Genomic DNA, 22,105 nt, shown 5'->3' on the forward strand with positions numbered 1-22,105 from the left:
TTCGTTTTACTGTTTGCATCCAATGTCTGGTTTTACATCGGATTGAGAATCAGCGCAGAACGCTTGGCATTCGGACCAAACGCCGATGCCGCACGTGCTTTCACTTCTTCTAGTGTTACGCTCTTCGCGGCTTTCTCCACATCCAGCACAACATCCAATCCGTAGTCGTGCGCGAGGTAGCGGCTGTAAACCCAAGCGCGAGAACCAGGGTTGTCACCCAATCCTTGCATCGCGACAGCAAGCTGCTTGGCCGCAGTGTCGACTTCTTTCTGGGTAATGTTGGTCGCGAGATCGTCGAAAACCTTATCCAACAGTTTATCCATCAAACCCACATCTTTTGGATCCACCTGCGATTCAAACAACCAGTCCGAAATCGGCTCACCATCTTGCGTCATCGTATAAATGCTAGGGCTGTAATCTAAGCTTGATTCTTCACGGAACGTCTCCAGCACTCGTGCGGCACTGATGCGCTCCAGAATGTCTTCTGTCACCGTGTCTTTTGCCGTACGGTTGTACTTGTCGGTGTTGGTAAAACGCAGCAGGTAAAACGATGAAGGCTCGTGACCATCAGTGACGACCGAGCGCGCTGGCAGCTCATCATTAAATGACACACGATAATCTACAGCTTTACCCGGCTTCATCTTAATTGATGCCACGTATTTGCGTAGAAGCGGCGTAATTTGCTCAGGCTCAACGTCTGCAACAATCACCATTTTGTAACCGTGGTCGGTTTTAAACAGTTGATCATGCACCGCAAGAATCTGCTCTGGCGTGACGGTATCGGCACCATCACTGCTCAGTAAACGATGACGACTATCCGGCGTATAAGCACTGGTGTTCGCTACTTGGATAAGCTTACCCATTGGCGATTCCAAGAAAGCGCTGCGCTCTTGCTTAAACTCTTGTTTCACCGCGGCAAGCTGGCGTTCATCAACCTTGATTTCGGTCGAAAGGTTGTACAAGCCATTCAAAGCTTCAACTAGACGATTTTTTTGCGTCGTAACCTGAACGCCATGCATTGTTGGCTCGAGTATTGGACCAAAAGCGATGTTGTTCGTACGTAAGTAGGCATCCAGCTCTGAGCCAGAAAACTCTCCTAATCCACTGCGAACAGCGGTCATGGCAGCCAGTTCATAGGCTGGATAAAGCGATTTATCTAGAGCGGCTTTACCCCCTTGGCTAGTGAAGTAGATGTAAGCGCGGCCACCAGCTTTTGCGTCTTTTTGGAACCAAACATCCACACCGTTTGATAAGGTGTAAACCTGAAAACCACCCGGAGCTTGACGCATACTAACGATGCTGCCTTCCTCTGCTGGTTGCAGGAAGCCTTCTGCTTTGGCGTTCATGTCAGAAGGCTTTTCACCAGCTTGTAGGTAGGCGCTGTTAAGCGCAGTGAATACATCAGCAAATTGCGCTTGCGTTTCACTTTTGCCCATGCCAATCACAAAGCTTGGTTGATTAGACAGCAGCTCTTTTAACTGCGCGTTTACGCTCTCTAGCGTCGTTTTATCCAAAAAAGCTGCCAAGCTTTGCGCATAGCTCTCTTTCGATTGGCTTACGCTGTCTTGCTCCAATTGGAAAATACGCGCTTCCGCGTAACTATTTGGCTTGCGTTTGCTCCAATCAGAATCAAGATTTGCCAGTTCGCCATACCAGTTAGATGTGATGCTCTCTAGCTCAGCTTGTGTCACGCCGTAATCGCGAAGTGACGTCAACGCACTGATGAAAATTTGGTGCATTTGTTCACGGCGGTCAGGCGAAAATGAGATACCCGCCGACATCAGCCGTTGGTAGTTCGAGTAGTAAGGCTGCGCATAAACGTATTGGTAAGGTTCGGCGGCATCATTGAGAAGACTGATCAAACGCTGTTGAATCAGTTGAATGGCCACTTCGTCTCGCCATTCTGCGTGTTGCTGCTCAACCGTTTCGCGACGAAGAGCGCCGCGTTCAATCACCAAATGCAAGCTTGGTGACTCCATCGAGTTGCTTGGCAGAATTTCGTCTTGAGTATTGAGTCGAATGTCACGACGCTTTTCGATGGCGATATCTGAGGTACTTTCCCAGTTCGAGAACTTGTTCTTGATGATGTTAGCAAGCGACTTAGCGTCCACATTGCCCGTGACGATCAGCTCGGCATACTGCGGCTGATACCACTTCTCGTAGAAGTTTTTCAGCCCATTTGACGTCGCGTTCTCAATTGCATCACGAGTACCGATTGGATCATGTTCGGCGTAAGGCGTTCCTTCAATCGAAGCCTCATACGCGTGCATTGAAAACGACTTATCATCTGGATTGGCGCGTCGCCATTCACCCAAGACAACACCTTTCTCTTTTTCAACTTGAGCTGGAGCGAACTCTAAACCGTCGCCAATGTCTCGCATCCAAGTCAGGGCATCTTCAAGCTTATCGTTATTGGCCAAGTCAAGCTTATAGGAGGTTTGCTGATAGGTGGTAAACGCGTTGATATCTGCGCCAAAACTGCCGCCAGATTGCTCAAAAAGCTTAACAACGTCGTTGCCGGTAAAATGCGTGCTGCCATTAAATGCCATGTGCTCAACGAAGTGAGCGTAGCCTTTTTGATTGGCTTCTTCTTGGAACGAACCAATGTGCATCACCAAACGAACCGAAACTTCTTGGTCTTGAGTTGGATAGATGTGGTATTTCATTCCATTGGATAGCTGATTAACGTGCCAGTTGGCATCAGGCTGAATCGGCGTGGATTGTTGTGTCAGAGCACACCCTGACAACAATAACGCGGGGACTAACAATATACTGCGCATAACTATTGCCCATAACTATGATTAAGCCGATCAATATAATCCTCGTTCCATGACCTTCACATTTTTAATGGATTATTTACCGCTCAAGTGTGATCTATATCACCACTTAATGAAATCAATTATCATTTACAAAACGCGACAAATCCTTACTTTACAAATACATAAAACAAACCGCTCTCGTATTAGGTTCTTATTTCTTATAAAGCTCAAATTCGCGACATAGCGCCAGTATTTATTTTGAGCAGTAAAATATAATCAATCGATGATTTCGGCGTCAAAACCGCTTTTCAGCGACGACGCCGAATCATGTACGAATGAAAATAACCAATAACAAACTACCCCGCGCTTTAGGTAAATGGGCATTAAGCCCGACACTTAACGCCGCATGGGTACAAAAAATCTATTAATCGCTGCTATGTTCAAAAATTTATCACTGAAGAATAAACTGGCTATCTCGGCCAGTGCTGCCATCATCCTTGGGGGCGTGTTAGTCGAAGGCTTGTCTTTTCGAGATTCGTTACAACGGTTGGATGCGGAAGTTGCCCAGCGTCTGGAAAGCACCAGCGCGTCATACAACCAGTACGTAAGTGACTGGCTACTCTCTAAAGAGCGAGCACTCACCTCCCTTTCTGCTGAGTCAGAAAAACGAGCCATCGTGACGCACTTGAAGCAGGTGCGAGATTCCGGCGCGTTCGATAACGTCTTCCTCGCTTACCCAGACGGCTCACAAGACAACGCCAATGGGGTGATTTTACCGCCAGGCAATAATGACCCTCGCAAGTGGGGCTGGTACACCAACGCCATTGCCAATCCATCGAAAGTCTTTATGGATAACCCGACCGTTGCTGCTGCAACTGGTGCGAATGTGGTGTCGCTCGGTAAGGCGTTACAACTGCACGGCCAAACAACTGTACTGGGTGCAGATGTCGAAATTGGAGATATTTTAAACAGCCTCAACCAAGTGATCCTTCCGGGTGAAGGCTACATGTTTATTGCCAACGATCAGGGCAATATTTTCACCCATAACGACAGCAAGCTCCTCAACCAACCGGTTAGCAAACTGGGCTTAAACAACAACGACATCACCAACGCTGCACGCTCAGGCACTGAACGTCGCGTGTCGATCAGCGGCACCGATTATGTGATTTATGCGCGTCCAATTGAGGGCACCAAGCTCACGACGGTAACGGTGTTGGATCACAACTCGTTGGTTGCACCACTTTACGATGCCGTTTGGGATCAAATTATCGCGACGGCTATCGTGGTTATCATCTGTGTGGCGCTGTTTAACCTGCTATGTAACATCTTGTTCCGCCCACTCTACAACGTTTCGAATGCGCTTTCGCAAATCGCTAACGGTAGCGGCGACTTGACTCAACGCATCAAAGTAGAAAACCGTGACGAAGTTGGTGAGCTGGCTGAAAACTTCAACCAGTTTGTCGAAAGTTTACAGCAGCTTATAGGTCACATTCGTCACCAAGCGGAAGAACTCAGCCAGCAATCAGAACTGAGCACGACTCGCGCGAATCAGTCGGTTTCTGATCTGAACCATCAGCAACAAGAAATCACTATGGTGGCGACCGCTGTGACTGAAATGGCATCGGCAACGCAAGAGATTGCAGCGCATGCAGAGCAGACGGCTAAAGCCGCTCAAGACTCTTCAGCGAGCACACAAAATGGTCATGAATTGGTGATCAACTCCAAGTCGTCCATCAACAATTTGTCTTCTGAAGTCAACCAAGCGAGCGTTGTCATCGGCGAGCTCAACCAGCACGCGCAAGACATCTCAACCGTGCTATCAACGATTCGAGACATCGCAGAGCAAACCAACTTATTGGCTCTGAATGCGGCGATTGAAGCGGCGCGTGCAGGTGAACAAGGTCGCGGTTTTGCCGTAGTTGCAGACGAGGTTCGCGTGCTATCACAACGCACACACACCTCAACCGAAGAGATTCGCTCGACGATCGAGACTTTGCAGCAAACCACACAACGCGCTGTGACCATCATGGATAAAAGCTCCCAGCTCGCGCAAGGTTCGGTAGCAGATGCTGATCGCGCAGCACTGGCTCTGGATGAAATCAACGCGGCCGTTGCGCTGATCAGCGATATGGCAACACAAATCGCGACCGCAGCCGAAGAGCAAACGCACGTAACCAATGAAATCACACAAAACGTCACGTCCATTAAAGATGTGACCGATCACTTGGTGATAGGAGCCGAAGAATCGATGAATCAATCTGCTGAGCTGAAATCGCAAGCCGAGGATCTCAACTCGAAAGTGGCAACGTTTAAACTGGCTTAAGCGCCACGTTAGAAACGCTCTTAAAAACAACAAACCCCGCTAGTAACTGAGTTGCTAACGGGGTTTGTTTTTATGGCTCAGCGTTTTAACTGCAGATAGCTTTCGAAAGACGTAAGACCTACACCGCCACACACATCGGCGTGCCTGAGATTGGATCGTTAAATACTCTCGCTTGTAAATCAAACACCGATGCCAACATGCCTTCTGTCAGTACCTCTTGCGGTGTTCCCTGCGTGACTAACTGACCTTTTTCCAACACCACCAAATGATCGCAGTAACGGCACGCTTGGTTTAGATCGTGCAGCACTACGACCACTGTTTTGCCTTTGTCGTTCATATGCCTCATGAGTTTCATCAGCTCAACTTGGTGAGAGAGATCCAAGTAAGTGGTTGGCTCATCAAGCATCACTACGTCGGTATCTTGCGCCATTACCATCGCAATCCACGCCCTTTGCCTTTGACCGCCAGACAACGATTCAACTGGCTTGTCAGCAAACTCAATCACGCCAGTATCTTGCATTGCTTGCTCGACCAACGCTTTGTCTTGTTGACTTAACCGACCCCAATGAGAGAGATAAGGCGAGCGGCCATATTCGACCAGTTTTCTGACTGTAATACCTTCAGGACTGACAAGAATCTGCGGCAGCAAAGACAACGAGCGTGCCAAGCATTTATCACCGTAGCTGCTTAGTGGTTTGTCGTCATACAACACTAGGCCAGAAGCTGGTTTATTGATGCGTACCAAGGTTTTTAATAGTGTCGACTTACCGCAACCATTTGGGCCAACAAGCGCGGTAATTTTACCTTGAGGAATCGACAAAGAGAGATCCGGAATAATAGTCTGTTTGCCGTACGCGACGGATAAGTTCTGCGTTCGTAACATGCTTACCAACCTCGATAACGATACAAAAGAAAAATGAAATATGGTGCGCCAATAACAGAAGTCAGCACACCCGCTGGCAACTCAATTGGTGGCTGTAAGCCTCTCGCTAGACCATCGGCGCAAATCACCAACAGCGCGCCAAGGGTTGCAGAAGCAGGAATCAATAACTTGTGATTGTGACCAAACAGCAAACGCGCAAGATGCGGCGCAAGCAGGCCAACAAAGCTGATCGTGCCTGCCACAGACACGCTGATGCTCGCCAATAGCACGGCTGCAATCAACGCAAGAATTTGGATCTGTCTTGGTTTCGTGCCAAGTGTAGTGGCACTTTCTTCTCCCAGCCCCATCACATCTAACCGCCAAGCCAGCCAAAACGCCAATGGCAGTAGCAGCAATAGAGCACTCCAAATAAATGGCACTTGTTGCCAGTTTCGTCCCCACAAACTGCCCGTTAGCCATACCATCGCCGTATTGATTTCGATAGGGTGCACAATCAGAAGAAAGTCGATACCGCTGGCTAAAAACGCGCTGACAGCAACGCCAATCAGCGCCAAGCGCGCAGGCGTTGGCTTCGACCAATAAGCCAACACTGCAATAAAGCCTGCGGCAAGCAAGCCTCCCGCCATAGCGACCATCGGCAACATTGCCACCGGCGCATTCGGATACAACACCAAGCAAGCGGTAGCCGCCAGCCCTGCCCCTGCGCTTATCCCCATCAAATCTGGGGAGGCAAGTGGATTACGGATGACGCCTTGCACTAAAACGCCTGATAGCCCTAATCCAGCGCCCACGCCAATGGCGAGCAACATTCTCGGCAGTCGATATTGGTGAATCACAAAGTCCGAATCAGAGAAAGAAAACAGCAATGCAAAAACCTGTTGAGCCGACAGATTAGCCGCGCCAACAAACAGCGTGAGAGACGACGCAATCAGCAAAAGCCCAAGCAGTGCTATCAGTTTGGTTTGATTCATCATGATGATTTCCTCATTGCAATCGCGATAAAGCAAGGAGTGCCCAACAGTGCGGTAATCACGCCCACCGGCGTTTCGGCCGGAAAGGCAATCGCGCGTGACAAAGCATCTGACCACGTCACCAATGCCGCGCCACACAAAGCGGAAACCGGAATGAGAATGTGATAGTTGTGACCAACAATCGGGCGTACCAAGTGCGGCACTAACAACCCGACAAAGCCAATTGGCCCAGCAATCGCTACGCTAGTTCCTGCCAACAGCACAACCGCTAAACCACTGATAAATCGCGTAAGACGAATGTTACCACCTAGCCCAACAGCAACTTCGTCCCCCAACGCGAGTAAATTTAAGTTTCGCGCTAAGCCCATGGCGAGCACCAAACCTAAAGTCGCAAAAGGCCACAGTTGCTGCCACTGCTCAGAATCTACCGCAGAGAGTGAACCCGTTAACCAATGCAACACGCTGTAAGCCATGTCATCCGCCAAAATTACCGACGCACGAGTTAACCCTATCAGCAGTGCACTGATGGCAATGCCCGCTAGCACTAAACGCAATGGGTGAGAACGCGCGGAGAAAAAACCACCCAACAACATGACCGCACCACCACTTAGTAGCGCGCCGAATACTGCGTTGATGATTGGGTTCAATTGACTAAAGAATGGTGCGCCGATGGAGGCCAAGGCCATAAAACACGCCGCACCAGCATTAATGCCGAGAATGGATGGCGACGCCAAAGGGTTGCGAGTTAACCCTTGCATCAGCACGCCAGATACCGCAAGAGAAGCACCAATCAATAACCCAGCATAGGTGCGAGGAGCACGCAACGTCGCGAGGATTTGATGCAGCATATTGCCCTCATCAAACGCAAACCAATAGCTTGTCAGGTCATTACCACTCAAGGAAAAGTTAGACCAGCCAATCATCGAGGCGGTATAGCCTGACAGCGTACACAACGCCATAGCACAGACAAACAAGCTCGCTTTCCAATGCGATTTGCTAACCGAAGACGGGCTTTCTGAGATTATCGACGCACTCATGAGCGCCCCAATAACGCTTCAAGGTTGCTGGCAATTTCTTCCGCCGCCAACATTCCGCGATTTAATGACCACAGTTCCGGAGAGACTTCGACCAGTTGCTGCTTTTTCGCCGCAGTTAGCAACTTAAATAATGGATTTTTTCGCCATTCATCCACGATATTTGGTTGAGAGTAAAGTCCAACTAGTAACCAATCAGGGTTGGTTTTTAGTAAAAGTTCGAAGCTGGTTGGGATATACGCATTGCGCTCAGATGGAGCCAGCGGGCTTTGGATGCCTAGTGTACTCAAAACGCCACCAGCGTAAGAAACCGGGCTATGCAACCACATCCCTTTGTCAGAAACCACACCAAACTGAATGGTTTCTTGTGTCGCAAAATGCTGTTTGAACTCTGCCATGGTCTGTTTGTGCTGCTCAATGCGTTGTGTCATTTGCGCTTGCTTGCCAATCGCAACCCCGATTTTCTGTGCAGATTCGAGGTTTTCTTGATATGTCTCACCACGACTTTTTAATAGCAAAGTTGGCGCAATTCGCTGCAAATCTTGATAAATAGCGCGATGACGTTCGACATCGGCAATGATCAGATCAGGCTTGAGCACCGCAATCGCCTCTAAACTCGGTTGTGAGCGCATGCCGACCGATTGCCAAGGTTCGATCTTGGCACGAACAGCAGGGATGACTCGTATGGCATCGTTGTCATCGGCAACGCCTACCGGTGAGACATCGACGGCCGCCAGAGCGTCCACAAACGAAAACTCCAAAACCACAATACGTTGAGGTATCGCTTCTAGCTCAAAAGTGCCTTGCTCATCTTGCACGCTGCGCGCCTGAGACAATGCGCTAAATGACATAAAAACTGAGCTCAACAGCATCAGCAAAACGGTTGAAAAGTGTTTGATCGTAAATTGTTTTTTATTTTTCATCTTGCTTTTTCCAGTGCTAAGAGTTTTCCATTACCTAAGATCGGCAAAGTCGCCAAGGTAAATTGGCGACTTTTCTTTTCAAACTCGGCGAACGAAACGCTTAAAACTGATAGTTCAGATCCAGTGTGTACGAGCGTCCCGGAGCTGGGTATCGACCAACTGGGCTGGTATCAATCCCACGGAAGTAATACTCCTCGTCAAACAAGTTGTTCACCGCAACATTCATGCGTAACTTGCCTTTGTCGTCTTTGTATAAATCCGTACCTAAGTTGAAGTTCCACACCATGTAAGACGGCACTTTGCCCGTTGCACCTGTTACGTCTTCGGCACTGGTGTTTGCGTTATCGGTATACGAATCACTGAAGTAGAAACCCGATAGAGTGGTGTCCATGCCGTAAAACGCGTAGGTCGCATCCCAACCAAGTTGATGTTTAGAGGTGTAAGGCAGCTGGTTACCTTTATTCGCACCTTCTTCTTCAAGCGTGGCATCGAGGTAGTTGTAACTTGCGCCCAAGCTCAGAGCAGGTAGAACTTCAGGCACGTAACGAGCAGAAAGTTCTAAACCTTGGTGAAGTGTTTTTCCGATGTTATCGAAGGTCTGCGTTGAGCTTTGCCATTGCAGTTGGTCTTCAAAATCGATGCGATAAAGTGCAGCGTTAAAACTGGTCGCATCTTGGGTGTAACGCGCGCCGACTTCGTAGTTCCAAGCCAGTTCGCTCCCTTCTTCACCCAAGCCTCGGATGTAGGCAATTTGTGGCGCACGAAGCGATTTTTGCGCGTTCGCATACGTTACCCACTGATCGGTCACGTTGTATGCCACCGTCAAACCCGGCAGCCATTCGGTCACCTTGTTGTCTGCCGTTTGCTTTTTACCGCGATCGGTAAACGTCATGCGAACCGATTCAACACGCAGCCCTGGAGTTACCTTCAACGTGTCATTGAACAAGCCAATCTCGTTACTGACGTAACCAGCAAACGCATCCGTATCTAAATGCCAATCACGCGGCACTTTGGTTGCGCCACCAGCGATTGGAGTCTGAGTGAGTTTGTAGTCAATGTCTTCGTTAACATAACGAGTACCCACGATCCAGTTTTGGGTAACGGATTTTCCTTCACCAAAATACATCGCCATTTTCGGCTCTATGCCGTACACGGTAAATTCACGTGGAGAGGTACGAACGTCCGTCGCAGGCAGAGCCGGATCCGCCCAATGGCCACCCGCACTGTTAAAGCCCCACTTGAAAAGACGCTCTGATTTGTGACCAAACGTGAGCACTTCTAGCTCGGCACTGTCGGCAAATGGCAAATCGTGGATGTACTTAACACTCCAGCGCGTCGACTTACCTTCATAATCATCGTAAGGACGTTTCGATTGATGACGATCTTGCTCGTAATCTTGTGGCGAAAGTGCGCCCGGCATTTGCGTTTCAGCATCGTAACGTTGCAGGAATGCTTGAATCTCTTGAGTATCACTCAGTAGCCACTGTGCTTTAGCTTGAAAGTTCTTCACGTCCGTATCGGAATGTTCACGGAAGCTTTCGCCTTTTAGAAAGTTACCTTCCAACTGCAGCGCGAATGTGTCGCTTAACCAGCCACCCGTGCGTAGGTAAAAATCATTCAGCGGCGCATCACCACCGTCAAACACGGTAAGGCGGTTGCTGATTTCAGTTTGCCAAGTGTGTGGAATCGGTTTGGTCACTAGGTTGATCACACCACCGACGTTGTTTGGGCCGTACTGCACTGCGGCACCACCGCGTACAATGTCAATACGATCAAGCATCGACAGCGTTGCTGGGAAGATAGACTGACCAGTATGACCGTAAGGCGCGAGCGTTAGCGGCACACCATCCATCAAGAACTGAGCATGACCACTGCGGCTTGCTTTCAAACCACGTACGGAAATGTTAGGCAATACGCCCGTTCCGCTTTCATCCTGAACTTTAATACCCGGAACGCGCTGTAGCGCATTATCAATCGAACCCGCTGCGGTTTTCTCAATTTGATCACGGGTAATGACGGTACGAGCACCTGGGTACTCTTTGACGTCTTCAATGTCAGAGTTGCCAATCACGCTGCCAGTGACAACCACCGTTTCCATCACGGTGGTTTCGTTTTTTGCGGCAGGAGCGGCAACTGCGCTCATGGAGGTGGCAGAAGCGATAGCAATCGCGAGCACACTGTAAGTGGTAGACAAACCAGCACGTACACGCACTTTACCATCCAAATTCTGGTAAGACATTAAGGTCTCCTTTGCGAGAAATTGAGCCTCGGGCAAAACATTTCCCGTAGGCTCTCGGGGCTAAAACATCCTCAATAAGAGGCAAAAAATCGGCTAACGTGCGCCAACTACGCACAACAAGCCTAGAACTGGTATCCGTAGCTAAGCATGAACTCGGCTGGTGCGCCGTAGCCAATCTGGTTTAGGCCAGACGTGCCGTTTGTTGCGCCAAGAATGTATTTCTCATCCAAAATGTTGTAAGCGTTCGCTTGGATCTTGTGACGACCAGTGGTGTACGCCGCCATCAAATCCACCGTGGTGTAATCGCCAAGTGCGACGGCTTCGTCGTTACCTGCATAACGGTCGCCCACGTATTTCACGCCGCCACCCAAACGCCAGTTGTCATCCAATTGGTAAGTGCTCCAAAGGGAGAACAAGTGGTCTGACACATCATTCGGCTTTTTACCTGTGGCTTTGTCTTCTGCGTCCAAGTAGCTGTAACCAACAGAGATATCCCACTGTTTGGTGATTTGGCCGCGAGCTTCTAGCTCAATGCCTTGGTGACGTACTTCAATTTTGTCGATGACATCGCCGTCTACGTTGGTTTGTGGCTGCTCTTGGTCGATCTGGAACAGTGCCGCATTCAACATTAATGCGTTATCCAGCAGGTACGCTTTCGCCCCCACTTCTTTTAGGTCTGTATGGAAGAATTCCGCCAACTTTGGATTGATGTAGATGCCTGCGTACGGCAACTGCCAAGAGCGCGCTAAACTGGCGTAAACGGAGGTGTCGTAATTGATGCGGTATACCAAACCAGCGCGGTAGCTGACTTTGTCATCGTCCAATTTTTCCTTTCCTGCGCCCGCTTTTTGCTGTTCGAGATCCATCGAGTCGTAACGCACATTACCGATCACAGAAAGGTCGCCCCACGTGTACACATCTTGCACGTACACACCCGTGGTTGTGGTGGTATTGTCACGGAATGGTTTGAAGCCCGGATCGGGTGTTGGGCCCACAACTGGGTTGTAGATATTTTGCGGGGGAAGCGTTTTATCACTTGCCAACGTCAGGTCGATATCAATTTGGTTGAAATCCGCACCCAACATCAATTGATTGTCGTTGGTTTCCCAAATCAGCTCAGATTGCAAAGTGGTTGTAGTACGAGGGTCGTAGCCAAAGTTATTCACGGTTTGAGACACTTCATTGCCCGTCACTTTGCCCTGACGCGTGCCTTTTTGCTCAAGTTCGATATGGTTGAACGCCGCTCGGTTGTTCCATACCCATTGATCACTCAAACGCCATTCGTAGTCCACTGCAACGCGAAGACTGTCCGACTCCTGATAATCGTTCGTGCCACCAAAGTAAGTACTCACTGGCAAATCAACTGGCTTGCCATTTTTTGATGGCACACCACGATATGGCACTAATTCTTGATGGGCGTATTCAACGTCAATATCAATCGTGTGACCGTCCGCTGGCAACACGCGAATGGTCGGCGCGATGAAGAAATCGTTCGAATCAACATGATCGACGTAAGAATCGGCCTGACGGTATTCCAAGTTAATACGTCCGTTGACCTTGTCGGAAAACGCCATTGAGCTGTCGACTTGACCAACATATTGGCTGTTGCTGCCCACACTGCCTTTTACGTGGGTGAAGTTCTCTCCGTTAGCGCGCTTCGTCACCAAGTTGATGATGCCACCTGCCGAGCCACGGCCATACAGCGCGCCTGCTGGGCCTTTCACAATTTCAACGCGCTCAACGTTCGCCAAGCTGCGGTAAGACTGCAACGTACCGTCGTCTCGCATACCGTCACGGTACATATCATTGAGTGAATCAAAACCACGGATCATGAACTGATCGCGGCTGCCTTCGCCCAAGGTGTTATTGACCCCTGCGACCCCATCTAACGCATCCACTAAGCGCACCGCGCCGCGATCTTGCATTTCTGTTTTGGTCACCACCGAGACCGCTTGCGGCACATCAAGCCACTCGACGTCCGTTTTGGTGCCCGATTGAGGCATGTGTTCAGCGTAGCCTTCGTACTGATGTCCGTAGACTTGAATGGTTTCGGTTGCCGATGGGGTTGAGTTTGTCTCTTCTGAAGCCACTGCGCTTGGTGCCACTAGTGAAGAACCAATCGCGACCGCCAAAGGGGTCAGGGTCAATAATTTATTCATTCCATAATTCCGTTTAGTTGTTATAAAGCCAACGGATAGAAATAAGAACAAATATTATTTACATTTGCAATATTAATTTTATGCTCTATATTTATTTACCCTAAAAACACAAGCAACAACAAAAAATCAAACACAATAACAATAAAGACCAAACCTTCTGCCCCGTAGCCTCGCGAGAGGCACATTGGAAGCCGACTGTGAGCAGACAGTATCAACGTTAGGAAATGTTAGAAAATTAGGAAAGCTCATGAAATCTACGATGATTATCGTAAGTCATGTCGTTAATGATGCAGTCACTCACGGCTTCGTGCCTGCAGCTAAAGCGATGGACCTCCACGTCGTTCTTATCACCGATCACAAGCTCAGCCATTTAGAGCTGGCAAGTCGTGATAGTCACTTTAATCCGGATGCCATTCTAGAGTGCGATGTCTTCAATCCCTTGGAGATCATCGAAACCATCACTGAGAATGAGTTAAAACCCGACGCTATTTTCAGCAATAGTGATCACTTACAAACTTCCACCGCCATCTGCGCACAATTTTTTGGTCTACCGGCCAAAGATTGGTCTGTCACGTTAAAGGCCAAAAACAAACACTTAACTCGACAAGTGTTGAATGAAAAAGCCCTACCCAACACACAAAGCTGTTTGCTGCACCGCCATTCGAATGTGGCATTAGGCATGGCCTTCCCTGTCGTAGCAAAACCCAAAGAAGGCGTGGCGAGTTTGGATGTGCAGCGCTGTGACTCCCAAAGCGAGCTGGACGCATAGTGCGATGCGTTTTGGCAAAAACACCCAAGCGCCGCCATTCTGGTGGAGCAATTCCTTCAAGGGCCTTTGGTTACGCTCGAAACTTTAGGAGATGGTGAGCGCCTTATCGCCGTGGGCGGTTTTGATGTGTCGCTCTCTGAACCGCCTTACTTTATCGAAACAGCCGCAGACTGGAACGGACCAAACGGCATTGCTCACCGAGAAGCTTGCTTGGCTCAACTGAAAGCGTTCGGCGTTGGTTTTGGAGTTTGCCACAGCGAATTTATCATCACGGAAAACGGCCCAGTTCTGGTGGAAATCAACTACCGCAGCATTGGAGATGGTCGCGAATTCTTACTCAACAATCTCGCTCACTTCGGTTGGTTTAGCACAATTTTAGGTCTGCATTTGGGCCGAAGATTGGACGGCGATTACCAAATTCATGGCTCAGCACACGTGCACTATGTGGTTGCGGAACACAGTGGTGTGATTGATGGAGATTCGACCTCCTTCATCCAACACGATGGCGATGTCATCACCCAGCAACAGGTACTAAAAACCGCAGGAGAACTCTTCCAACAGAGTTATTCCAACAAGGATTATCTCGCCCGAATTTCGATTGTCTCGCCATCGGGGCGAAACCTCGACCAAGCACTGCAGAACGCGCTTAACAATTTCAATCTAGCTCCGACTCGCGAGGTGGCAGCATGAATCACAACGCTTTATACCTAACCCAACGATTGATCGATACTTGCTTGCGCGAAGACATGTTTGGCATTTTATCGAACGCCAAGTTCAGTAACGCCGCACCAAAAGGGGTAATTGTTCCTCAAGGCGAGCAAGTCTGGCTAACCTTTGATAATCCGGATTTCACGCTCTATTTACCTGTTGTGCCAACGTATTACATGCAGCATTGGTGTTACGGCCAAGCCAATGGCGAAGCGCCGCTAGGTTGGTGGGTGGAGAGTAATGGCCAAGTCGAGCATCAGCAGCATTATCAAGAGTGGATTGCGCTACTAACGACACTGGCGCATGAGAGCTCTCACGAATTGTTGGCGGGGTATCTTCAAGAACTGGAATGCGCAGAGAAACACAAAGCACTCTGTGACCAAGCGTTTCGTCACCACGCCGACCACATTTCTCAACCAATATCCGAGCTTGGTTCTTGGCATAAAAAGCTACTGCTTGCCGACCAGATCGCTTCTTACCTTGACCACCCGTACTATCCAACTGCGCGTGCGAAGTTTGGTCTGAGCGATGAAGACCTTGCTAAGTACGCGCCCGAGTTCGCACAAAGCTTTGATCTGCATTGGATTGCGATTGAAAAATCACTGGTGACATTAACCAGCGAACAACCTGATTGCTGGCCGACGATGGAACAAGTTGGGCTTCCTGCTGATTTTGCACTGAGCCACGTACTGTTCCCTGCGCATCCGCTCACCCTTCGCTCTTTAGAAGCCTTACCCGAAGGCATGATAGAAGCGCCGTTTACGTACCTAGACGTGACGCCAACGCTTTCCGTTCGTACTGTGGTAGTCAACGACGCGCCGCATATTCACATCAAAGTTCCGCTGATCATGCGATCGCTAGGCACGAAAAACATTCGCTTAATCAAGCCTTCAACACTGTATGACGGCCACTGGTTTGAACGCCTACTCAGCCACCTTGAGCAAACGGACATCGACTTAAACACTCGCTTGTTCCATTGCAACGAAAAACACGGTGGACACGTCGGTGAGGATAAAACCTTCGCGTACATCGTACGTGAGTACCCACTTACTCATTGCGAAGACAAAGCGTTAGTTCCGGTTGCCGCACTGGCAAGCCCAATGCCTGACGACCGCTTGTTCTTAGAACATTTGGCGGAGCAGTACTATCAACAAGATACGCTGGCGTGGTTCCAAGATTACGTCGACCTATTATGCCAAGTGCACCTCACCTTGTGGCTTCGTTATGGCATTGCATTGGAGTCCAACCAGCAAAACGCCATCGTTGCATTTGATCAACAGGGCAAAATGACGCTCGCGATGAAAGACAACGACGCGGCGCGAATTTGGCCTGAGCGCTTCAACTTCGCAATGGAGCATGCTGTCCAAAAACACGGCACAGGAACAACTCCTGTAAATTGTGATGAACTGCTCGACCAACGCATCAAAGTCGACAATGAATTGGCGCTCGGTCAGATGTTTACCACCATCACATTACAACTGGATATCGCGGCGATTGTAGAAGCCATGGCAGCGAAGGGCATTGCCTCTTCAGCATCGCTTTACGCCATCGTGGCCAAAAGCATTGCGGAGCAAATCAATCGATTGGAAGGCGAAGGGTTAGAAATAAAACTGGCACGCGAGTTACTGCAAGAGGCGCCTGATTTATACGCCAAGTACTTGTTGAGTTCTGGCAGTTTGCTCTCGAAAGAAGCCTCTGGCGCGAGCGACATCAATAAGTTCTATGGTTTGTCGGCTCCGAACTTCTTACTGCTTTCTAGCGAAGAAGCGCAACGCGCCTACTTAGAAGCCATCAAAAAAAGCGTACGTTAAACGATTATGACCAAACTCATCTACAGTGTGTTGTTGTGCCACTTTATCGCTGCGTTTGCCGCGTTAGGTATGCCGCTATTTCTACCCGTCGTGTTGCCAACGTTAGGCGAAAGCATTGATGCGGACTGGGCAGGGGTATTGTTTATCCTACCTACGTTTTGTACTGCGTTGGCGGCGCGATTTTGGGGCAACTTTGCCGATCGCTATGGTCGCCGCCGCTCACTCTTGCGTGCACAACTTGGCCTTGCAGCAGGGTTTGCGCTGTGCGGCTTGGCAGACAACCTCGCCATGTTTGTGTTTGGTCTTATTGTTCAAGGAACCTTTGGCGGCACCATGGCCGCCTCGAACAGCTACTTATCTAGTCAAATTAAAGAAGCCAAAACACTCGGCAAGTCACTCAATAAAACCCAACTATCTGCTCGCTTGGCGCTGATCGTTGCGCCCATTGGGCTCGGCTGGAGCTTGTCAGAGACCAACCCGCTCAACGCGTACCTTTGGTTATGCGTTTTGCCTTTAATTGCGATGGGCATCACGCTAACACTGCCAGTGGATAAACCCGCCGACCAAAACCTCGAAAAGCCAAACTCAGAATCTCAGCAAGAACAACCTGTTGCACAGAAAAACGCAATGCATGCCATTCGCTGGATCTTCTTTGCTCAGTTCGGGTTTGCGTTTTCTATGGTGGTGACCTTTCCTTATTTCTCGCCGTTTGTGCAGCAATATGGCATCACTCACCACGCATGGATCGGTTTTTTGTACGCACTGCCGCATGGCGTCTATCTGTTGCTGGCAGGCAAAATCCACGTGTTGTCAGATGGGCTGAATCGCCATCAACCGCTGCGCACGTTGTGGCTCGGGTTTGCATTGCTTGCCGTGAGCTCTGCTTTGCATTTGATTGCGTCCGAAACCGCACTCATTGCTGCGAGAATTATCTTCGGCATCGCGATGGTGTGTTGCTATCACGGATTGCATCAGCATCTTGCGAGCAATCTGGATCGCAAACTCAGTGGCAAAGTATTTTCTCGCTTTGATGCCATGTCCAAATGGGGTGGCGTGGCGGCGGGATTTTGCGCTTCTTTCATTTCTAGCTTGGGGCTACTTGAGGTTCCTTTCCTACTTTCTGCGATAGTCAGCGTAATCACCTTGATCGCGCTGGTTCTCCACTCAAAATTTGGAAATCAACATGTTACAAACTCAATCCTCTCAGACTAGCGAGTTGCGCGCGCATGATGTGCAGCTCAATCGTGAGAAAGCCCAACTCAACACGATAATGGGTGTTCTTAATTGTTACTTACGTGAATTTGCACTGCCGAATCAACAAGTGGAATGGCACTACCAATCGACATCGCTACCCCAAACGTTAAAACGCAACTATTCCGCCAAGCAGCGGGTAGCCGTTCATCTTTCTCAACAAAATGGCGTGCTGGTTTTGCCGATTCACTACGCGAGCAAACTGGGCAAAATCAAATTGGCAGAACTGCCTTGGGCGAAAATGCCGGGCTCTGGTTGGGCGAAATTGGATGCCACGCAAACTCTTACGCTTTTGCTGAACTATCTCAAGCAGGTGTTGGCGATCCCGTTCAACCATGAGCTGATCGAACAACTGGAAAATAGCGTGCTGGTTACCGAGCAGTTTCTCAACGTCGCGCCCAAATCGCATCACAACGAATTTATCGCTTCGGAACAATCTCTGATTTGGGGGCACACTTTCCATCCGACCCCAAAAAGTCGTTCGGGCGTCACCATGGATGATCTCTTGGCGTTTTCTCCAGAAGTCGGCGCGCAAGTCCCGCTGTACTGGTTTGAAGTGGATACGTCCTTACTTGATGTGCTGAGTTCCGACGGAAAAGCTAACCCTGCGCAACGCATGCTACAACAGCTCGCGCCACAACACGCCACCAGCAATGGGAAGACACTCTACCCTTGCCATCCTTGGGAAAGCTACACCATTTTGAGCAACCCAAGCGTGAAGCGTGCCATTGAACAAGGCAAGATCACACCACTGGGTTTAGGTGGTGAAAAGATGCAGCCGACCTCTTCAGTTCGTACCCTCTACCACCCAGACATGGATTGGTTTGCGAAATTCTCCATCAACGTACGATTAACCAATTGCGTGCGCAAAAACGCGTGGTACGAACTCGACAGCGCCGTGCAGCTCACGTCGATTCTCAAACCAATAAGAGAAAACGAACAGCTGCACAACCCCGTATTTAAAGTGATGACAGAGCCTTACGCCACTACGTTGAATCTAGAAAGTGTCGCTGAGCGTAATTGGGACGACAACACCAAAGCGCGCGAATCGTTTGGGATTTTATACCGCGAAAATTTCTCGCTGAGCGAAGTCGACATCTTAAAACCAACCCTCGCTGGCGCTCTGTTTGCTTACGACAAAAACGGCAACAGTTGCATTGCTCAACGCCTTAAAAACAAAGCGCGTACTACGCAAAATCGCTATTCCGACATCGCGACACTGTGGTTTGAACGCTATTTGCATTGCCTGATTCCAGGTGTGTTTAACTACTACTTCAAACACGGGGTGGCGTTTGAGCCGCATTTGCAAAACACCTTGATTGGCTTTGAACAAGAGATGCCGTGTTGTGTTTGGATTCGTGATTTGGAAGGCACCAAGTTACTGCCGGAGTTTTGGCCAGCAGAAACATTAACTGACTTGTCTGAACGCGCGCGACAATCGGTTTACTACAGTCGCGAACAAGGCTGGAATCGCATCGGATACTGCACCTTTATCAACAACATCAGCGAAGCGATTTTCTTCATCGCAGAAGGTGATGAGCCACTAGAGCAAACGCTATGGAATGCGGTGCAAAGTGCCATTGTGCGTTGGCAGTCAGTGAATGGAAAACAGCCGGAACTAGAAGCGTTGCTGAATGGCGGTCACTTCCCAAGCAAAAATAATTTCACCACACGTTTGATGCAAAAAGCCGATAAAGAGTCGGGCTATACCCAAGTCGCCACACCTTGGCAGCAATACGAAAAAGGAGCGCAATATGTCTAATTCACTCTCCCTACCGACACGCGTTAGCCAGCAAGTTCACACGCTCGCACAGCAGCAAAATCAACCCTTGTGCGCGTACTTGTATGACCTAAACGCCTTAGAAGAACACATCAAACAACTGCGTCACGTTTTGCCGAAAAATGTCGAGCTATTTTACGCAGCCAAAGCCAATCCATCGGGCCCGATTCTCAAAACGCTCGCGCCGTATGTCGATGGTTTTGAAGCGGCGTCTGGCGGGGAGCTGGCACACCTCCACCAGCAACAACTCGATAAGCCATTGATCTTCGGTGGCCCAGGGAAAATGCCAAGTGAATTGCAACAAGCGATTGAGCTTGATGTTGATGCAATTCATGTCGAAAGCCTCACCGAGCTGCAACGCATTGGTGCACTAACCGAGCGCCTCAACCGCCCTGCTTCGATCTTTTTGCGTATGAACATCGATATTGGCGACATCACGCTCAGCAAGTTGGCGATGGGCGGCAAGCCGACTCCTTTTGGTTTGGACGAGTCCGAACTGAGTAATGCTTTGATGTTGCTGCGCGATTTCCCGCAAGTGTCACTCAAAGGCTTCCATTTTCACTTGATGTCGCATCAGCTCGATGTTGAACGTCACTTAGCGTTAATGCAGCGCTATTTCCAAGTCGTGAAAACGTGGCAACAAGAGTTTGAACTCGGTGAGCTGATGATCAACTTGGGTGGAGGCATGGGGATTAACTACCAAAACCCTGAGCAACACTTTCCGTGGATGGAGTTTTGCGACAAGTTGGAATTCCTCATCGCCAAAGAGCAAGTGCAAGACTGGACACTGCGTTTTGAATGCGGACGTTTCATCACGGCGGCATGCGGTTATTACGTAATGGAAGTGCTGGATATTAAGCAAAATCTTGGCGAAAACTTTGTCATCGCGCGCGGAGGAACCCACCATTTTCGCACGCCAGCAGCGCAGAGCCATGATCATCCATTCGTCATCCTGAAAAGCGAGCAACACCATGAAATTTCTCATCCAATTCAGCATGCACAAGCAACTTTTGTCGGCCAGCTTTGTACGCCCAAAGATGTGCTGGCACGCAATCAACACGTCGCCCACGTCGATATTGGTGATTATGTTGTGTTTACCTTAGCGGGCGCCTATGCGTGGAACATCTCCCATCAAAACTTCTTGATGCATGAACCGCCGATCTTCCACTATTTCTAAACGGCGTACTTCGCTTTACTCAAGCCCCAATCATTGGGGCTTTTTTATTCCACTCGGCACAAATTCATTGCCATTAACCGCTTTGCGAAATAGCAATAATGCGTTTTATCAGCTCGTCGGGTTCCATCTTGGGATTGCGGTAAAAACGGAAGATTTCCGAGTTTATCGCTTGCTGAGCAACCGGATTGACCGCCATCGAATCAATCATACTCGGCACAGCGAGGTTGTGTTTAACGCCGTAGTGAAAGTCTTGATATGACTGGACCTGACACGGATTAAAATCGCTGATGTCGATATCGGTGCGTACCGGAATCGAGCCTTTTACCTTATTGAACTTAGCTTGAAACTCGACGTCTGCCAGCGCGCTTGCGGTTTGCAGCGCCGCCTCGGCAGAAAACGACTTGCTCGACATAAACACCAAACTGTCCATGTTGTAGAGGAATACGCCATCGCTGTCCGGCGTTGGGTAACAGCCGACCTCTTGCGGGACTGAGACTTGATTGGCGAGCAGCTCACCTAAAATCCAATCTCCACCGATTTGAAACAGCGCTTGACCGTCGGCTAGCGCTTGGGTCGCCGTATCCCACTTACTGTCGGGTAATTGGTTGTCGATCAACAAACTCAGGCGGCGAAATTGCGTCAACGCTTGGCGCAGGGTATCACTGTCGATGCTGTCTCGCTCAAGTTTAACCATTGCATTGGTGTAGAACTCAACGCCGCCAGTGGAGATCACTAAGTTCTCGAAAAGTTGGGCGACTTGCCACGGCTGCTCACCGACCGCGATTGGCACGATGCCATTTTGTTTCGCAAGCTCCATGGCGGCGAACATTTCTTGCCAATTTTTCGGCGCGGAAAGATTCAGTTGTTTAAGCAGCTTGTGGTTGACCCACAACCAGTTCAAGCGGTGCAGCGTAAGTGGCAGGGCGATATAGCCGTTTTGTGTTTTATTGATTTCGATAGACAGCGGGTAGAGCACCTCGTCCCAGCGCTGCTCATCCGCTACCGCGTTGACGTTGTGCAAAATACCGATGGCATCCCACGCCTTAATACTTGGCCCTTCGATTTGCGCGAAGCTCGGTGGGTTGCCCGCCAGCGCGCGAGCTTGCAGTACCGTCATCGCGCTGTCGCCACCACCGCCTAATACCGGGCTTTGCAGCAGCTCTATATCGTGCCGTTTTAGCTGAGCTTTGAGTGTTTGCAGCGCTTGCTGTTCGCCGTCAGAAGTCCACCAATGTAAAAACTCTACCCCTTGTGGCGACTCAGCGTGAGCGACGCAAGGGGCGAGCAACAGTGGGAACAAGAATGCCAGTTTGTTCAT

The 22,105-nt window shown here is 49.6% G+C and carries 13 protein-coding genes and 1 pseudogene; 6 read left to right on the forward strand and 8 right to left on the reverse strand.

The features are described 5' to 3' along the window. Positions 1-32: 32 nt before the first annotated feature. The gene (locus OU793_RS01915) at positions 33-2,780 is read right to left on the reverse strand and encodes a pitrilysin family protein (protein ID WP_140103024.1); all 2,748 of its coding nucleotides are present in this window, start codon (positions 2,778-2,780) and stop codon (positions 33-35) included. Positions 2,781-3,195: 415 nt separating this feature from the next. Here OU793_RS01915 and OU793_RS01920 point away from each other — a divergent pair, with 415 nt between their 5' ends. Continuing rightward, positions 3,196-5,082 carry a methyl-accepting chemotaxis protein gene (locus OU793_RS01920; RefSeq protein WP_140103025.1) on the forward strand — a complete coding sequence of 629 codons (1,887 nt, stop codon included), beginning with the start codon at positions 3,196-3,198 and terminating at the stop codon, positions 5,080-5,082. 118 nt (positions 5,083-5,200) lie between these two features. Here the strand turns inward: OU793_RS01920 and fecE are convergent, their stop codons facing one another. From fecE to OU793_RS01950, 6 genes are all read right to left on the reverse strand, one after another. After that, a complete protein-coding gene (fecE, locus tag OU793_RS01925) occupies positions 5,201-5,965 on the reverse strand; it encodes a Fe(3+) dicitrate ABC transporter ATP-binding protein FecE (protein WP_024702208.1) in 765 nt (254 codons plus the stop codon). A gap of 2 nt (positions 5,966-5,967) precedes the next feature. Continuing rightward, positions 5,968-6,939, reverse strand: coding sequence for an iron ABC transporter permease (locus OU793_RS01930; RefSeq protein ID WP_025504940.1), 972 nt, complete (start codon positions 6,937-6,939; stop codon positions 5,968-5,970). Then, positions 6,936-7,973 (reverse strand): iron ABC transporter permease, encoded by a 1,038-nt coding sequence (locus OU793_RS01935; protein ID WP_109885315.1) that lies wholly within the window; start codon positions 7,971-7,973, stop codon positions 6,936-6,938. The genes OU793_RS01930 and OU793_RS01935 overlap by 4 nt, the downstream gene beginning before the upstream one ends. Then, positions 7,970-8,893 carry a Fe(3+) dicitrate ABC transporter substrate-binding protein FecB gene (locus OU793_RS01940; protein ID WP_140103026.1) on the reverse strand — a complete coding sequence of 308 codons (924 nt, stop codon included), beginning with the start codon at positions 8,891-8,893 and terminating at the stop codon, positions 7,970-7,972. The genes OU793_RS01935 and OU793_RS01940 overlap by 4 nt, the downstream gene beginning before the upstream one ends. Before the next feature lie 100 nt (positions 8,894-8,993). Continuing rightward, positions 8,994-11,132, reverse strand: a complete 2,139-nt coding sequence (gene pvuA, locus OU793_RS01945; RefSeq protein WP_140103027.1) for a TonB-dependent siderophore vibrioferrin receptor PvuA — start codon at positions 11,130-11,132, stop codon at positions 8,994-8,996. Positions 11,133-11,254: 122 nt separating this feature from the next. Further along, a complete protein-coding gene (locus OU793_RS01950) occupies positions 11,255-13,291 on the reverse strand; it encodes a TonB-dependent siderophore receptor (protein WP_140103028.1) in 2,037 nt (678 codons plus the stop codon). Positions 13,292-13,538: 247 nt separating this feature from the next. Here OU793_RS01950 and OU793_RS01955 point away from each other — a divergent pair. The 5 genes and pseudogenes from OU793_RS01955 (at position 13,539) to OU793_RS01975 (ending at position 20,787) form a co-directional block, all read left to right on the forward strand. Then, a pseudogene (locus OU793_RS01955) lies at positions 13,539-14,750 on the forward strand (acetyl-CoA carboxylase biotin carboxylase subunit family protein). Beyond that, entirely contained in the window at positions 14,747-16,579 is a 1,833-nt protein-coding gene (locus OU793_RS01960; RefSeq protein ID WP_140103030.1) for an IucA/IucC family protein, read from the forward strand. The pseudogene OU793_RS01955 and the gene OU793_RS01960 overlap by 4 nt, the downstream one beginning before the upstream one ends. 6 nt (positions 16,580-16,585) lie before the next feature. After that, a complete protein-coding gene (locus tag OU793_RS01965; RefSeq protein ID WP_140103031.1) occupies positions 16,586-17,791 on the forward strand; it encodes an MFS transporter in 1,206 nt (401 codons plus the stop codon). Continuing rightward, the gene (locus tag OU793_RS01970; protein ID WP_140103032.1) at positions 17,763-19,592 is read left to right on the forward strand and encodes an IucA/IucC family siderophore biosynthesis protein; all 1,830 of its coding nucleotides are present in this window, start codon (positions 17,763-17,765) and stop codon (positions 19,590-19,592) included. Before OU793_RS01965 ends, OU793_RS01970 begins: the two co-directional genes overlap by 29 nt. Then, complete coding sequence (locus OU793_RS01975; protein ID WP_140103033.1) at positions 19,585-20,787, forward strand: type III PLP-dependent enzyme; 1,203 nt, start codon at positions 19,585-19,587, stop codon at positions 20,785-20,787. The genes OU793_RS01970 and OU793_RS01975 overlap by 8 nt, the downstream gene beginning before the upstream one ends. A 73-nt stretch (positions 20,788-20,860) precedes the next feature. Here the strand turns inward: OU793_RS01975 and OU793_RS01980 are convergent, their stop codons facing one another. Beyond that, on the reverse strand, positions 20,861-22,105 hold the full coding sequence (locus OU793_RS01980; RefSeq protein WP_031814398.1) for an ABC transporter substrate-binding protein: 1,245 nt from the start codon (positions 22,103-22,105) through the stop codon (positions 20,861-20,863).

The organism is Vibrio sp. VP6 (genome assembly GCF_028823755.1).
Lineage (GTDB): Bacteria > Pseudomonadota > Gammaproteobacteria > Enterobacterales > Vibrionaceae > Vibrio > Vibrio parahaemolyticus.

Coding starts and splice junctions, on each gene's coding strand:
- OU793_RS01915 (WP_140103024.1), bottom strand. CDS start 2,780: ATGCGCAGTATATTGTTAGTCCCCGCGTTATTGTTGTCAGGGTGTGCT.
- OU793_RS01920 (WP_140103025.1), top strand. CDS start 3,196: ATGTTCAAAAATTTATCACTGAAGAATAAACTGGCTATCTCGGCCAGT.
- fecE (WP_024702208.1), bottom strand. CDS start 5,965: ATGTTACGAACGCAGAACTTATCCGTCGCGTACGGCAAACAGACTATT.
- OU793_RS01930 (WP_025504940.1), bottom strand. CDS start 6,939: ATGATGAATCAAACCAAACTGATAGCACTGCTTGGGCTTTTGCTGATT.
- OU793_RS01935 (WP_109885315.1), bottom strand. CDS start 7,973: ATGAGTGCGTCGATAATCTCAGAAAGCCCGTCTTCGGTTAGCAAATCG.
- OU793_RS01940 (WP_140103026.1), bottom strand. CDS start 8,893: ATGAAAAATAAAAAACAATTTACGATCAAACACTTTTCAACCGTTTTG.
- pvuA (WP_140103027.1), bottom strand. CDS start 11,132: ATGTCTTACCAGAATTTGGATGGTAAAGTGCGTGTACGTGCTGGTTTG.
- OU793_RS01950 (WP_140103028.1), bottom strand. CDS start 13,291: ATGAATAAATTATTGACCCTGACCCCTTTGGCGGTCGCGATTGGTTCT.
- OU793_RS01960 (WP_140103030.1), top strand. CDS start 14,747: ATGAATCACAACGCTTTATACCTAACCCAACGATTGATCGATACTTGC.
- OU793_RS01965 (WP_140103031.1), top strand. CDS start 16,586: ATGACCAAACTCATCTACAGTGTGTTGTTGTGCCACTTTATCGCTGCG.
- OU793_RS01970 (WP_140103032.1), top strand. CDS start 17,763: ATGTTACAAACTCAATCCTCTCAGACTAGCGAGTTGCGCGCGCATGAT.
- OU793_RS01975 (WP_140103033.1), top strand. CDS start 19,585: ATGTCTAATTCACTCTCCCTACCGACACGCGTTAGCCAGCAAGTTCAC.
- OU793_RS01980 (WP_031814398.1), bottom strand. CDS start 22,105: ATGAACAAACTGGCATTCTTGTTCCCACTGTTGCTCGCCCCTTGCGTC.